Origin of the sequence: Actibacterium sp. 188UL27-1 (genome assembly GCF_016901225.1) — a bacterium.
GTDB lineage: Bacteria > Pseudomonadota > Alphaproteobacteria > Rhodobacterales > Rhodobacteraceae > 188UL27-1.
In genome coordinates this window covers 62,698-77,409 of record NZ_JAFEUL010000002.1, presented here as the reverse complement: position 1 = coordinate 77,409, position 14,712 = coordinate 62,698, and the positions used below count along the sequence as shown (strand labels likewise).

Annotated in this window: 11 protein-coding genes and 1 pseudogene; 8 read left to right on the top strand and 4 right to left on the bottom strand. The window is 60.3% G+C overall.

The features are described 5' to 3' along the window. Positions 1–100: 100 nt before the first annotated feature. The 4 genes from IU397_RS03475 to IU397_RS03460 are packed head-to-tail and all read left to right on the top strand — an operon-like array spanning position 101 to position 4,058. Positions 101–1,528: a circularly permuted type 2 ATP-grasp protein gene (locus IU397_RS03475; protein ID WP_204410764.1), complete on the top strand. Its 1,428-nt coding sequence runs from the start codon at positions 101–103 to the stop codon at positions 1,526–1,528. Then, entirely contained in the window at positions 1,528–2,469 is a 942-nt protein-coding gene (locus IU397_RS03470; RefSeq protein ID WP_204410762.1) for an alpha-E domain-containing protein, read from the top strand. The genes IU397_RS03475 and IU397_RS03470 overlap by 1 nt, the downstream gene beginning before the upstream one ends. A gap of 6 nt (positions 2,470–2,475) precedes the next feature. Then, positions 2,476–3,276 (top strand): transglutaminase family protein, encoded by an 801-nt coding sequence (locus IU397_RS03465; protein ID WP_204410760.1) that lies wholly within the window; start codon positions 2,476–2,478, stop codon positions 3,274–3,276. A gap of 32 nt (positions 3,277–3,308) precedes the next feature. After that, positions 3,309–4,058, top strand: coding sequence for a proteasome-type protease (locus IU397_RS03460; RefSeq protein WP_204410758.1), 750 nt, complete (start codon positions 3,309–3,311; stop codon positions 4,056–4,058). Positions 4,059–4,322: 264 nt separating this feature from the next. Here the strand turns inward: IU397_RS03460 and IU397_RS03455 are convergent. The 3 genes and pseudogenes from IU397_RS03455 to IU397_RS03445 form a co-directional block, all read right to left on the bottom strand. Next, positions 4,323–5,300, bottom strand: a pseudogene (locus IU397_RS03455) (IS3 family transposase). A gap of 203 nt (positions 5,301–5,503) precedes the next feature. Further along, positions 5,504–5,854 carry a histidine phosphatase family protein gene (locus tag IU397_RS03450; RefSeq protein ID WP_204410754.1) on the bottom strand — a complete coding sequence of 117 codons (351 nt, stop codon included), beginning with the start codon at positions 5,852–5,854 and terminating at the stop codon, positions 5,504–5,506. Between the two features lie 347 nt (positions 5,855–6,201). Beyond that, on the bottom strand, positions 6,202–7,635 hold the full coding sequence (locus IU397_RS03445; protein ID WP_204411448.1) for a Do family serine endopeptidase: 1,434 nt from the start codon (positions 7,633–7,635) through the stop codon (positions 6,202–6,204). A gap of 326 nt (positions 7,636–7,961) precedes the next feature. On the opposite strand from IU397_RS03445, the gene IU397_RS03440 reads away from it, so the two are divergent. Beyond that, complete coding sequence (locus tag IU397_RS03440) at positions 7,962–8,978, top strand: hypothetical protein (protein ID WP_204410752.1); 1,017 nt, start codon at positions 7,962–7,964, stop codon at positions 8,976–8,978. A 512-nt stretch (positions 8,979–9,490) separates the two neighbouring features. Further along, complete coding sequence (locus tag IU397_RS03435; protein WP_204410749.1) at positions 9,491–9,946, top strand: hypothetical protein; 456 nt, start codon at positions 9,491–9,493, stop codon at positions 9,944–9,946. 260 nt (positions 9,947–10,206) lie between these two features. Here the strand turns inward: IU397_RS03435 and dnaE are convergent, their stop codons facing one another. Beyond that, positions 10,207–13,704 (bottom strand): DNA polymerase III subunit alpha, encoded by a 3,498-nt coding sequence (gene dnaE / locus IU397_RS03430; RefSeq protein ID WP_204410747.1) that lies wholly within the window; start codon positions 13,702–13,704, stop codon positions 10,207–10,209. A 112-nt stretch (positions 13,705–13,816) separates the two neighbouring features. Here dnaE and IU397_RS03425 point away from each other — a divergent pair, with 112 nt between their 5' ends. Both IU397_RS03425 and IU397_RS03420 read left to right on the top strand, forming a co-directional pair. After that, positions 13,817–14,146 (top strand): metalloregulator ArsR/SmtB family transcription factor, encoded by a 330-nt coding sequence (locus IU397_RS03425; protein WP_204410744.1) that lies wholly within the window; start codon positions 13,817–13,819, stop codon positions 14,144–14,146. Then, positions 14,143–14,607: an SRPBCC domain-containing protein gene (locus tag IU397_RS03420; protein WP_204410742.1), complete on the top strand. Its 465-nt coding sequence runs from the start codon at positions 14,143–14,145 to the stop codon at positions 14,605–14,607. The genes IU397_RS03425 and IU397_RS03420 overlap by 4 nt, the downstream gene beginning before the upstream one ends. Positions 14,608–14,712: the final 105 nt, after the last annotated feature.

The following is a 14,712-nucleotide window of genomic DNA, read 5'->3' as shown; positions in this document are numbered from 1 at the left end:
GTTTGCCTGAAAAACAGGCAAATGCCCGTGACTTAAGCCGGAATTTCCGGGATCTCGTCAGTAGCCTTGCAGTGCCATGCACTGTCGCTACGCTGACCCCATGGGAGACACACCGCAGTTTTTCGATGAACTTACCCGGCCCGACGGCCAACCCCGCAGCCCTTATGATGACTACGCCCATTGGTTTGGTCAGGAAGATATCGGCAGGCTCCGGCGCAAATCGCTGGAGGCTGAAACCTTCTTCAGACGCACGGGCATCACCTTCAACGTTTATGGCCAGCAAGAGGCCGATGAACGTCTCATCCCATTCGATGTTGTCCCGCGCGTCCTGTCTGCCCGTGAGTGGGGTCGCCTAACGAAAGGTATTGAACAGCGTGTCCGAGCGATAAATGCGTTTCTTTACGATTTGTATCATAGACAGGAAATACTCCGGGCCGGTCGTGTTCCCCGTGAATTGATTGCGCAGAACGACGCCTTTCTGCCCCAAATGATCGGCGTGACCCCGCCGGGTAACGTTTATACCCATATCGTGGGCGTCGATCTGGTGCGCACCGGGGAAGACCAGTTTTACGTGTTGGAGGACAATGCCCGCACACCGTCCGGTGTTTCCTACATGCTGGAAAACCGGGAAACGATGCTGCAGATGTTTCCAGAGCTGTTTAGCCGGATCAAGGTCAAGCCGGTGCAGGATTATCCCCTGCGCCTGTCCCGATCCCTGTGCGCCTGTGGCCCGCCTGTTACGTCGGGCCGACCGGTCATTGCAGTGCTGACGCCCGGGATCCACAACGCCGCCTATTTCGAACATTCCTTCCTGGCGGACCATATGGGCGCTGAACTTGTGGAGGGGCATGACCTGCGCGTTGTGGACGGTCGCATCGCGATGCGCACGACTCGGGGATACAAGGCGATCGATGTCCTGTACCGCCGAGTCGATGACGACTATCTGGACCCGCTGAACTTCAATGCCGACAGCGTTCTGGGTGTGCCGGGTATCATGGATGTCTACCGCGCGGGCGGCATCACCATCGCCAACGCGCCCGGCACGGGCATCGCCGATGACAAGGCGATCTATAGCTATATGCCTGATATAGTTGAATTTTATACGGGCGAAAAGGCGCTGCTGGAAAACGTACCGACCCATCGCTGCGCCGAGGTGGAGAGCCTGTCCTACGTTTTGGACAACCTGGCCGATCTGGTGGTGAAAGAGGTCCATGGCTCTGGCGGCTACGGCATGTTGGTCGGACCGGCCGCCAGCAAGAAGGAGCTGTCGGATTTCCGGGCCAAGCTGACGGCAAAGCCCGACAAATATATCGCGCAGCCCACATTGGCGCTCAGCACGGTTCCGATCCTGACAAAGGCCGGACTCGCGCCACGCCACGTGGATTTGCGCCCCTTCGTTCTGGTCTCGCCCAACAAGATCGACATCACACCGGGCGGCCTGACCCGGGTCGCGCTGAAAAAGGGATCCTTGGTGGTCAATTCCAGCCAAGGCGGAGGCACCAAGGATACTTGGGTGTTGGAAGACTGATGCTGGGCAAGACGGCAGGCGGTCTTTACTGGATGTTCCGACATCTGGAGCGGTGCGAAAACACCGCCCGCCTTTTGGAAGCCGGATTCCGCATCGCCTTGACCCGACCGGACGGCTCGAACGATGACTGGGGCAGCGTGATCGATACGGTTGGAGCGCGCGCCGCTTACATGGAGCACCATGACCAGTTCGACCAAGCCGAAGTCGTCAATTTTCTGCTGCGCGATCCCGCCAATCCATCCAACGTCATGTCGGCCATCGACAGCGCCCGCAACAATGCCCGCCTTGTGCGCACCGCACTCAGCCGCGAAGTGTGGGAGGCCACGAATGAATGCTGGATGCAGCTGAAAACGGCGCTTGCCAAACCCGTGCCCGACCGCGACCTACCAGAGGTTTTGGGCCTGATCCGGCAGCTTTCTGGGCAGGTGCGCGGTGCGTTGCACGGTACGATGTTGCGCAACGATATCTTCAACTTCGCGCGCATCGGGACATTCCTGGAACGCGCCGACAACACTGCCCGCATTCTCGACGTGAAATACTATGTACTGTTGCCGTCGATCAGCCAGATCGGTTCAAGCCTCGACAATGTCCAGTGGGAGAACATCTTGCGCTCCGTCGGTGGGCAACGCTCGTTTCGCTGGATCAACGGGACCGAGGTCAGCTCCCACGGGATTGCCAACTTTCTGATCCTGGACAGTCGGATGCCGCGATCCCTGGCGTTTTGCGTCAACAAGCTACAGTCCAACCTCAGCTATCTGGAACGGGAATATGACCTGCGCCATCCCTGCCATGACATGGTTCAATCCATGCTGGGGCGGCTCTCGGCCCATAGTATCGATCAGATTTTCGAGAACGGTCTGCACGAATTCATCCTGGCGTTCCTGTCCGAATCGGCCGCCGTGGGAAATGAGATCGAGCGGAACTACCGCTTCCAGGAATAGGCGTTCATGCGACTAAGCATCCATCACCAAACCACCTACAGCTACAACACCCCCGTCTCATACGGGCTGCAACAATTGCGGTTGGTCCCCAAAAGCCGGATCGGACAAAGCGTTCTGACATGGCAAACCCAGATCGTCGGGGGCCGCAAGGAGCTGGAATTCGACGACCATCACATGAACCGTGTCATGCTGGTCAGCTTTGCGCCCGGTAGCGAGCAGATCGTGATCACGTGCGAAGGTGACGTAGAAACCGCCGACACCCATGGCGTGATCGGCAAACATGCGGGTTTTGCACCGCTGTGGATCTTTGAACGCACAACACCATTGACCAGGCCCGGTGCAAAGATCCGCTCCCTGATCAAGGGGTTGAGCGGAGAGGACGCCGATGCCGCGCGTCTGCACACCCTGTCGGCCCGCGTGCTGGAGGCGCTGCCGTACAAGGTGGGCGGTACGGATACCGCAACCGCCGCCGAAGAGGCGATGGGGCTTGGCAGCGGTGTCTGCCAGGACCATGCCCATATCTTTATCGCCGCCGCGCGTCTGCTGGGCCACCCGGCCCGCTATGTCTCGGGCTATCTGATGATGGATGACCGTGTTCAGCAGGATGCCAGCCATGCCTGGGCCGAGGTGCATGTTGACCCGCTGGGTTGGGTGGGTTTCGACGTCTCGAACGGCATTTCGCCGGATGAACGCTATGTCCGCGTCGCCACCGGCCTCGACTATGCCGAAGCGGCACCGATCCATGGCATACGGTTCGGGACAAGCACGGAGGAGTCACTAAATGTTGACATCCAGGTGCAACAATAGCCCATATGAGGCAAACCAGCGGATCTTTACCCATGACCTATTGCGTCGGGCTGCGCCTGAATAGGGGCCTTGTCTTCATGTCGGATACCCGGACCAATGCGGGCATCGACAATATATCCAGCTTTCGCAAGATGATCACCTGGGACACGCCCGGTGAACGGGTCGTGACCTTGATGAGCGCAGGCAACCTCGCCACTACCCAAGCCGTGATCAGCCTGTTGGAGGAACGGTCAAAGGCTGCGAGCGACCGCCATCCGACCGTGCTGGAACAGCCGTCGATGTTCCAGATCGCCCGCCTGGTGGGTGACACTCTGCGCGAGGTCATCGCGGGCCATGATGCCGGGGGTCAGCAAGCCGATAGCGCCTTTCATGCCACACTGATCCTGGGCGGCCAGATCGCCCCGGGCCCACCAACGATGTTCCTAATCTACCCCGAAGGCAACTTCATCGAAGCCTCAGATGACACACCCTTTTTCCAGATCGGTGAAACCAAGTACGGTCGCCCCATCCTGGTCCGCGCCTATGACCCCGATATGAGCTTTGAGGACGCGATCAAATTGCTGCTCGTCAGCTTTGATAGCACGGTCAAGGCCAACCTGTCCGTGGGCATGCCGTTCGACTATCAGACTTACACGGCTGACAGTTTGCAGGTGGGCCAGACCGGTCGGATCGATGCGGATGATACATATTTCGCCACGCTTTCCGATGGTTGGGGAGAGGCGTTGCGGACCGCATTCGACAGCCTGCCCGGGTTTGAATTGACGGGGGATAAGCGCGCGTAATCGCATTACCGCCAGGATCGGCCCACCCGTGACGTTTCGGCCGCGTTTATTGGTCGACCCGGCACAAAAGGCAAAGATGCCCCACCGCGCATTCGACCGGGACCGACGGCCTTGATCCAATCCTGCACAGCTTGAGCAACGAACACCGGGCCATAGCACGTCGGGAAGAAGTGCTGCGATCCGACGATAGCCATAGCGGCCATATTGCCGGGCCAGTTCGATCACTGAACCGCGCCGAGTTTTCCGGAGGCTGATTGGTCTTGGTTACGCGGCGATGTCTGATCTTTCCAGAGCCGCGTAGAAGTTTACTTCGGCCTCTGCTGGCGGAATGTTTCCGATGGGTTCCAGCAATCGGCGGTTGTTGAACCAGTCGACCCCTTCGAGTGTAGCGTATTCCACCGCATCGAGACTGCGCCATGGACCACGCCTGTGGATAACCTCGGCCTTGAACAGTCCATCGATCGTCTCGGCCAGGGCATTGTCGTAACTGTCGCCGACGCTGCCGACGGAAGGTTCGATCCCCGCCTCTGCCAGGCGCTCGGTGTAGCGAATGGACAGGTATTGCGATCCGCGATCGGACTGATGTGTCAGGCCGGACCCAGGCTGGCGTTGATGCACAGTCTGTTCCAGCGCGTCCAGGACGACCCCGGCATGCGCTGTCCGGCTGACGCACCACCCGACGATACGACGGGCGAAAACATCAATGACACAGGCCACGTATACGAAACCCTGCCATGTCGCGACGTAGGTGAAATCGTCGTCCATTGGTCGCTCAGACCAATGGCGCAACCAGGGACGACCCCATGGGACATTCGGCGCAGGTGCTTGCAGATCGGTTCGACCCCGATGGCTTCCCGGTGTTCCTCGATGAAGGCGATCCTGTCCTGGACCGGCGGTCGCGCTCCGTCCCGCTGCCCGGCAGGCGATTGGTACAATCGCCGAGAGGGGGGCAAAATATGCCGACGCCTTCCGCAGGATCTCATTGGCCTGCTTCAGCTCGCGGTTCTCGCGGTCCAGGGCTTTCATCCTCTCGGCCATCTCCGTCGTGACACCGGCGCGGTCGCCCCGATCAATCTTCGCCTTCTTGCCCCACGCGTTCAGCGTCTGAGATGCGCAACCGATCTTCGAGGAAATCGACAGGATCGCCGACCAGCGGCTCCCATGCTGCCCGGCGTGGTCCAGAACCATGCGAACCGCTCGGGCGCGCAGTTCGGGGGAATACTTGTTCGTCGTCTTGCTCATGATGCTCCATCCTACTCAGGAGTTGGAGCCTCCAGAAAACACGGCCCGGTTCAATACCACCGCAACCGTTCCATGGGTGACGACAACCCCGTCCCCGGGCCCCTCTGCCATCTCCGCATGGCGTGCGCGAGTGAATCGTGCCAATGTCTGAGCGGCGATTTCGCTTCCATAGACGCAGTCACCAGACTGATCGAAAAGACGTTTCAAGACAGCCCTGAACGCCCCCCATCCTCAATGACAGGCATGCCGTGTCGGTGATGCTCTTCCAATCCGGCCCTGACCTCGACCGCGGCCCCGAAATGCCGGGCAAGGATTTGGGCCGTCTGCACAGCCTTGTCCTGTGGGCTGGACATGATCCGGCGGGGCGGTGCCGCGATATGCTGGTCCGCCAATTGGTAAATCTTGGTCGGAACGCCGCTCGCCAACTGCCACTTCGCGGCCGGACGGGCTGGATCGACCAAAACCGGCGCATGTCGACCAGATAGAGCTGCCGCATCAACGCCTCCACCGGTCGCGGGCAAGACCATACAGGTGGTCGGGATAATCGTAGCCATCGAATGCGATGTCGTGCGATCCGAGCCATTCATGATCGGCCTTCACCATAGCGCGGTCTAGCCATGCGGCTACATCGGCAGTGTCCAATGGCCCGTGATCGCTGTATTTCATGACCTCGGAATCCGACAGAATGCCAGTCAAAGAGCACAAGTCGGTGGGCTGCCACCGCCTAGAACCAGTCGCGAGGTCTCGATGATCCTGCCTCAGGCGGGCCACGCTTGTACCTTCGCTTCCCTTCGATTACCAAACAACATCTCAGTAAAGTAAGTTTGACGAGCAACCGATGGCAGGAGGCCACGAAAAAGGGCGCCCCAAAGGCGCCCTTTGCGTTCCTGTGATGACCGGATTACTCCAGCGACAAAGCCACAAAGCGCGGCTCGCCAGCGCGGCGGACCAACAGCAGCAATGACTTGCGACCCGCATCCTTGGCCTCACTGATCCGGGTATCCAGATCCTCCAACGTGCTGACCTTCTGCTGGCCCGCTTCGGTGATCAGGTCGCCCGCGCGCAGGCCCTTCTCATAGGCCTCTGACGTCTCGTCGACATCCTTGACGACCAGCCCCTCGGCATCGGCGTCCAGGCTCAACTGCTCACGCAATTCCGGGGTGATGGTTCCCACCGACATCCCCATCATGTCCTTTTCCGCAGGAGCTTCGGGTGTGTTGGGTGCTGCAGCGGGCACAGCCCCCTCCGCCGTTTCACGACGGCCCAACGTGATGCGCAGTGTCTGGGTGGATCCTTCACGGAAGACGATCACCCGAACGGCTTTTCCAACGTCGGTATTGCCTACCCGGCGGACCAAGGCGCGGGTATCGGCGACATCCGCTCCGTCAAAGGACATGATGACGTCACCGGCCTCCATCCCGGCTTCCCTGGCGGGCCCCTCGGGCACATCTGTCACCAATGCACCGGCGGCTTCCTCAAGGCCAATGGCCTCGGCCACATCCGGTGTCACATCCTGAATGCGCACGCCCAGCCAGCCGCGGCGGGTTTCCCCAAACTCCTGTAGCTGATCAACGACTTTGGTCACAACGGCAGAGGACATGGCAAAACCAATCCCGATCGAGCCGCCATTGGGCGACAGGATCGCGGTGTTCACACCGATCACCTCACCCTGCATGTTGAACAGCGGACCGCCGGAATTGCCGCGGTTAATCGCAGCATCCGTCTGGATATAGTCATCATAGGTGCCGCTCAGCGCGCGGTTACGGGCTGATACGATCCCGGCTGACACGGAAAAGCCCTGCCCCAGCGGGTTGCCCATGGCCATGACCCAATCGCCCACACGCATCACGTCACTATTGCCAAAGGGCACGAAGGGCAGCGGCGTGTCGCTTTCCACCTTTAGCAGCGCGATATCGGTGTTTGGGTCGGTGCCCACAACGGTGGCGTCCAATTCACGGCCCGAAAAGAATTCGATCTGGATCTCATCAGCCCCTTCGATCACGTGATTGTTGGTGACGATGAAACCGTCTTCGGAGATCACGAAACCCGATCCCAAAGCCGACGACCGGCGCGGCCGCTGCGGGCTGCCATCTTCCTGACGGTCAAGGAAATCCCGGAAGAAATCCTCAAACGGAGAGCCCTCGGGCACCTGCGGCATCGGCTGCTGCGTATTGCGGGCCACATTGGTCGATGTGGTGATATTCACAACCGAAGGGCTGATCTGATCAGCCAGATCGGCGAAACTTTCCGGGGCGCTGCGTGCGGATGCCGTCAGGGTCTGGCCCAACAGGAATGCGATGCCCAGCAGAACCGCCAAACCGGTCCGCCATAGCATAAAGCCGCGATCGGGGGCCTGCGCCTCAACTCTGACCAGAGGATGTGCCTGGTAACTCACTGCAATCTCCTTTTACCTCGATATCTTATTGATGGTGGTCCGGGAGCATGGGGGTCATGTGCACCGGAAACAGTCAACTGGCCGTTAAGATAGGCGATCTGACCCATATCTCAAAGGTGCTGATGGTGTCGTGACCGATCCGCGGGGAATATTTGCCCCTTTTCACGGATGTGTGACGTGTCATGCAATTGAAGGCGCCCCATGGATTGAGCGGTTGGGGCACTTGCGGTAGGATTTTCGCAATCAGAGGCAGAGCAGGCCCGCCCATGACAGCGCTACAGGAGTATGCCCGGTTGGAATGCCCCGGGTTCTGGCAAGCCAGCCCGGATGCGCCGCGCATGAACGTCACCGTCATGTTCGGTGAGGCATCGGTGGTGATCCTCGACCCATCGGGCACGGCCGTCAGCCACTGGTCCCTGGCTGCGGTCGAGCGGATCAATCCCGGCAAGGAGCCTGCGCTCTACTGTCCGTCGGCCGAGGCGAGCGAGGTGCTGGAGCTTCACGACACGACCATGGTCGAGGCCATTGAAAAGGTGCGCAACGCCGTGGTCAGTGCCCGCCCCAAGAGCGGTCGATTGCGGAGCTTTGTCCTGACCGGATGCGTCGCGGTAATTGTCGGATTGCTGGCGCTTTGGCTGCCGGGAGCCCTGGTCCGTCACACTGTGAGCGTGGTGCCCGAACCGACGCGGGCCGCAGTGGGCACGGCCTTGTTCGCGCAGATCGGGCTGGTATCGGGCAGCCCCTGCCGGACGCCCCTGGGCAATGCCGCATTGGCGCGGTTGCACACGCGGTTGGTGGCCCCGGCAAAGGGCGGTTTTCTGGTACTGCCGGGCGGTGTCTCGGGGGCGGTGTCGCTGCCTGGGGGACTGATCTTGCTCAACAAAACGTTGGTCGAGGACCATGACACACCCGATGTTGTGGCCGGATATGTGCTGGCCGAGGTGATGCGGCGCGAGGAGGCGGACCCATTGCAACGGCTTTTGGAGGCTGCAGGGCTGCGGGCCACGTTGCGGTTGCTGACCACCGGAGAGCTGAAAGAGACAACATTGAAAGCTTATGCCGAACGCTTGGTCACCGATCCGGCAGCCCCGGTGGCCAACGGCGCGCTGCTGGAACGGTTCGCCGCGGCCAAAGTCGCTGCCACGCCCTATGCTTACGGCGTTGATGTGACGGGAGAGAGCACCCTGCCCCTGATCGAGGCTGACCCGATGCGCGGCGGTGGGGCCCAACCGGTGCTACGCGACGCCGACTGGATCGCCCTGCAACAGATCTGCGGAGAGTAGAGCGCCCGTTGCGCCGGATGATCCGTTAAGCCACCGTGCGGAGCTAAGAGCACCCTGCCCCGCGACTCACCTCCGTCTGACTGGTAAACGCCCGGAAAAGCGCCTGTTTCGGCCACGCACAACCTATGCACAAAATATGCACATTCCATGCATACGGACTGCGGTTCCGGGCGTAGTTAACAGGGCGCACGGCATGTTGTGGTTAACTTTGGTTAAGCGGAGGCGACGAGGGCGACCCGAGCCGGTGCGGCGACCGTAAGGGGGTGGTCGCTGCGACGGTTGGCCCACACACTTTTATGGTGCCGCATACATCTTCCCGAGCCGCGAAGCACTTGCCCAACCAGGGCGACCGCCCATGGGGCGGACGGTTGCCGGACTGGCGCCAGCGGCTTCATTCCGGTCCTATGGAAGCGGCTGCTTACTGTCGCGCTTCGATCCAGATAGTAAAAGTGCCAGGTCACGAAGAGACCGTTCACCTTGGGGTCAGACTAGATCTGACCTAGGGTGCTGGGATGACACCTGATGCAGACCATAAGAAGCTCTTTAGCTTTTTGATTGATCCAGATGATCCAACACAGACGTCGATCTTTGGACGCCTGCGTCACCTGATTTTATGTTCTATGTTGATATTATTTTTGCTTGGTCTGATTTATGTCGGCGGCGTTATCTCAATGCTCTTCTTTCAACTGAGCCTGTCATATCTGATCATTTTCCTTACAGACATGATCGGTACTGACCAACAGGTCGGTCCTTTAATCTGGGTGCCGGCCTCGGTTTTGCTGGGCATTGTTTGGTATTTCCTTGTGGCCGCGCCAGTTGTTTGGGCGGCACTCAACATCCTTGGTGCCAAAATCGGAATTTGCAGTGTGCTCCATAAGCCGCTGGCAAGATCTCCAGGAGTTGTTTTGATGGCCGACCGCTTAGCCAAATGGGCCATGTGGAGCTTCTTCCAGTTTCGTCTTCCGTAGAGGTGAACCTACATGTCTGGTTTAAAGACCAACGCAAGAGTTGCCCAAAAGCAGTATATAGGCGAGCCATAAGTGGCCTCTGATCAATCCGCAACCCCCGCCTCGGGTCATGCTGAAGGCGCCGGGTATTGCCAGACCATCTGACGGGCCAGCGATACCCAGCTTAGGTTACGCCAGGTGGTTTCGGCGGTTTGGTGGGCAGATTGCCCACCCTACGGCCGGTTTTCATGGCGAGGTGAACCCAGCGCTACCGTGGGTTGTTAGATGTCTTCGACGGTGATGACGCCGGGGAGGCTTTTGAGGGCGCTTTTGATTTGGGGGTTGAGAGGGAAGTCTTGGCCCAGATCCATGGTGACTTCGTTCTGACTGTCTTCGGGCATCAGGCAAAGGGAGACGGTGGCGCGGCTGCGGATGGTGGCCTCCTTGCTGGCGCGGGCCAGGAGGGAATGGACGAGGTCGACGGACGCGGCAGTTTGGACATAGACCTTAAGAGCCAGGGCATCCCCGGCGGCGGCCACAGTGTCGATCGGGGCCACGGCGCGGGCAAGGAGCTTGAGCTGGTCCGCCTCCATCGTGGCCTCGGCGGTGACGACGACATTTGCGCCGGATTCCAGGTGATCGCGGGCTTTTTCCAGCACGTCAGAGAAGACCGTGATCTCGTATAATCCGGTCGGATCAGAGAGTTGTGCGAAGGCAAAGCGGTTGCCGCGGGCGGATTTACGCTCTTGCCGACCAGCGACGGAGCCTGCGAGTTTGACGACCGCCGGTGTCCGCTCGACCTGGGCCGCGACCTCGGCCAGTGTCAGGACGCCTTTTCGTTTCAGCGGGCCCATATAGTCGTCGAGCGGGTGGCCGGAAAGGTAGAAGCCGACCGCCTTATGCTCCTCCGCCAAGCGTTCATTGGGAAGCCAGTCATCGGCGGGCGACAGGCGGGGTTCGGGCAGGTCATCGCCCGCCTCGCCAAAGAGTGAGACCTGTGCCGAGCCGCGTTGGTCATGGATGGCCGCGGAATAGGCGACCAGCGCATCGAGACTGTCAAAGACGCGGCGGCGGTTCGGGTCAAGCACATCGAACGCGCCGGAGCGGGCGAGCATTTCGAGGGGACGCTTGCCGACGCGTTTCAGGTCGACCCGGCGGGCGAGGTCGAAAAGCGTGGCGAAGGGCTGGTCGCCGCGTGCCTCGACCACCAGGCGCATGGCATCACCGCCCACGTTTTTCAAAGCGCCGAGGGCATAGACCACCCGCCCTTCCGACACGCTGAACGTGGCGAGTGAGCGGTTGACGCAAGGCGGCACGATCTCGATCTCCAGGCCCCGGCGCACCTCTTCGGCATAGACGGCGAGCTTGTCGGTCAGGTGGATATCGCAGTTCATGACGGCGGCCATGAACTCCACCGGGTGGTTCGCCTTCAGCCAGGCGGTTTGGTAGCTGACCACGGCATAGGCGGCGGCGTGGGATTTGTTGAAGCCGTAATTGGCGAATTTATCGAGGAGGTTCCAAACCTCCATCGCCTTATCCTTGTCGACATTGTTCTTGGCCGCACCCGCCAAGAATTTGGGGCGTTCGGCATCCATCGCTTCCTGGATCTTTTTGCCCATGGCGCGGCGGAGCATGTCGGCGCCGCCCAAGCTGTAGCCCGCCATTTCCTGAGCAATCTGCATCACCTGTTCCTGGTAGACGATGATGCCCTGGGTCTCGTCCAGGATGTGATCGACAGACGGATGGAGCAGTTCGCGGTCGGAGAGGTTGTTCTTGACCTCGCAAAACTTCGGGATGTTCTCCATCGGGCCGGGGCGATAGAGGGCGACGAGGGCGATGATATCCTCGATACAATCCGGCTTCATGCGGCGGAGCGCGTCCATCATGCCGCTGGATTCCACCTGGAACACGGCGACAGTTTTGGCGGAAGCATAAAGCGCATAGGATTTTTCGTCATCCAGCGGGATGGCGTTGATGTCGTTCATCGTGCCGGGAGCCGGGGTGTAGAGTTGCGTGCCGTCTGGCGCGACATGCAGGTCACGGCCCGAGGCATGGATCAGTTCGACGGCGTTTTGGATGACAGTCAGGGTTTTCAGGCCCAGGAAGTCGAACTTCACAAGGCCCGCCTGTTCGACCCATTTCATGTTGAACTGGGTGGCGGGCATGTCGGAGCGCGGATCCTGGTAGAGCGGCACCAGGTGATCTAGGGGGCGGTCGCCGATCACGACACCGGCGGCATGGGTGGAGGCGTTCCGCAGGAGCCCCTCGACCTGCTGGCCGTAATTCAGCAGGCGGGCGACGACCTCTTCGGATTTCGCCTCTTCGCGCAGGCGTTCTTCGGTGGCCAGGGCCTTTTCGATGCTGACGGGTTTGACCCCTTCCACCGGGATCATCTTGGACAGGCGGTCGACCTGGCCATAGGGCATCTGCAGGACGCGGCCCACATCGCGGACGGCGGCCTTGGACAGCAGTGCGCCGAAGGTGATGATCTGGCCCACACGGTCGCGGCCGTATTTTTCCTGAACGTAACGGATGACTTCCTCTCGCCGATCCATGCAGAAATCGATGTCGAAATCCGGCATGCTGACGCGTTCGGGGTTCAGGAACCGTTCAAACAGCAGCGAATAGCGCAAAGGATCAAGGTCGGTGATGGTCAGGGCATAGGCCACAAGGCTGCCCGCACCGGAGCCGCGCCCGGGGCCTACGGGGATGTCCTGATCCTTGGCCCATTTGATGAAGTCGGCCACGATCAGGAAATAGCCGGGAAAGCCCATCCCTTCGATAATGCCCAACTCGAAATCCAGCCGTGCCTCATAATCCTCAACCGAAGCGGCATGGGGGATCACGGCAAGCCGCTCTTTCAAACCCGCATGGGATTGGCGGCGCAGCTCTTCGACCTCGTCATCGGCGAATTTGGGCAGGATCGGATCACGGCGATAGGTGGCAAAAGCGCAGCGGCGGGCGATCTCGACTGTGTTTTCCAAAGCCTCGGGCAGGTCGGCAAAGAGCGTTGCCATCTCTTGTGGCGTCTTTAGGTAATGCTGGGGTGTCAGGCGGCGGCGCGGATCCTGTTGGTCGACATAGGCACCCTCGGCGATGCAAATCAGAGCGTCATGGGCCTCATAAATATCCGATTTGGGGAAATAGACATCATTGGTCGCCACCAAGGGCAGATCCATCCCATAGGCGATCTCGACATGGCCCTGTTCGACCATCGTTTCAGCCCCGGATGCGCCACCTTCCCCGGGATGACGTTGCAATTCGATATAGAGCCGGTCACCAAAGATCCGGTGCAAGGTCTGAACCAGGGCGTCCGCCTTGCTCCGCTGCTGGTCCCGCAAAAGCCGCCCCAGCGGCCCATCAGGGCCACCCGTCAGGCAGATGACATCTGCCGAGTGCCGGGCCAGTTCCTCAAGCGTGACATGGGGCAGGCTGCCGTCGCCGCGCAGATACAGACAGGAGTTCAGCTGCATCAGCGCGCCATATCCGGCCTCGGACTGGGACAGAAGCACCACCGGGGCGGGCGGCAACGGCTTTGCCCCGGGTTCCGGTACCTCATATTGCAGATCGACCTGACAGCCCATGATCGGCTGGATGCCAGCCCCCGCCGCCCCGACCGCAAATTCCAAGGCGGCGAACATGTTGTTGGTGTCGGTGACCGCAACGGCCGGCATACCCATCGCCGCACATGCGCCCGGCAATTTCTTGAGCCGCAAGGCGCCTTCCAGCAGGGAATATTCGGTATGGGTGCGCAAATGAATGAATCGTGGATCGGCCATGGCACCACCATATGTGGGGCGCTGCGCTGCGGCTAGGGGCATTGGGTCGAAAACACTTACCCGAATGACTAACTGCCTTGACGGCGCTGGCGACATCGATTTAGTTAGCATTATGGCTAACCAATTGGATGCGATATTTTCCGCCCTCGGCGATCCGACCCGCCGCGCGGTCTTGGAACGCCTAACCGATGAACCCGCCGCGGTTAGTGATCTGCACGGCCCCCACAATATGGCGCTGCCCACCTTCTTGCGGCACCTGAAGGTGCTGGAACAAGCGGGCCTGGTGCGGACGCACAAGACCGGCCGGGTTCGCATGGTGCATATCGAGGCTGACCCTCTGGCCCAGGCCGAAACCTGGCTTCAGCAGCAACGCAGCCTCTGGAATGGCCGCCTCGACCGGCTGGATGCGCTGGTTCAACAAGAAAAGGACGTCAAGACATGAGCCCGGAATTTGGAACGATCACCCTGACCAGACAGTTGAATTGTGAGCCCGACCAGTTGTTCGGTTTGCTTTCCAGTCCGGAGGCCCGTTCCGTCTGGGGCACACCGAGCGAAACGGCCGTCTTCGACATCCTTGAAAGCGACATCCGCCCCGGAGGCCATGAGCTGGCACGCTGTGGCCCGTCCGAACATCCCGAATTTCTGGCGCGCACAGATTTCCACATTGTCGAGGCACCTAGCCGGATGATCTGTACCGAAACCGTCTTTGTGGAAGAAGCGGCAATCAGTGTCAGCCTCGTGACACTTGACGTCATAGGACGAGACACAGCATGCGATCTCACCATGACGGCGCAGATTGCCAGCCTGCGCGGCTCAGACATGGTAACAGGATACAACGACGGCTGGGGGGCCGCTTTGAACAAGCTGGTGGAACTTTCAAGGCAAACGACAGCTGCGCAATAATCGGGCGCGTGTGGCTGGTGGGTGGGCCGCTGCAACCGCAGGTCTGCAGTCGGGGCACGCTCCGGCCCGCGCCCCCTTGCAAAGCGCGCGCGTCTTCGATTTGCT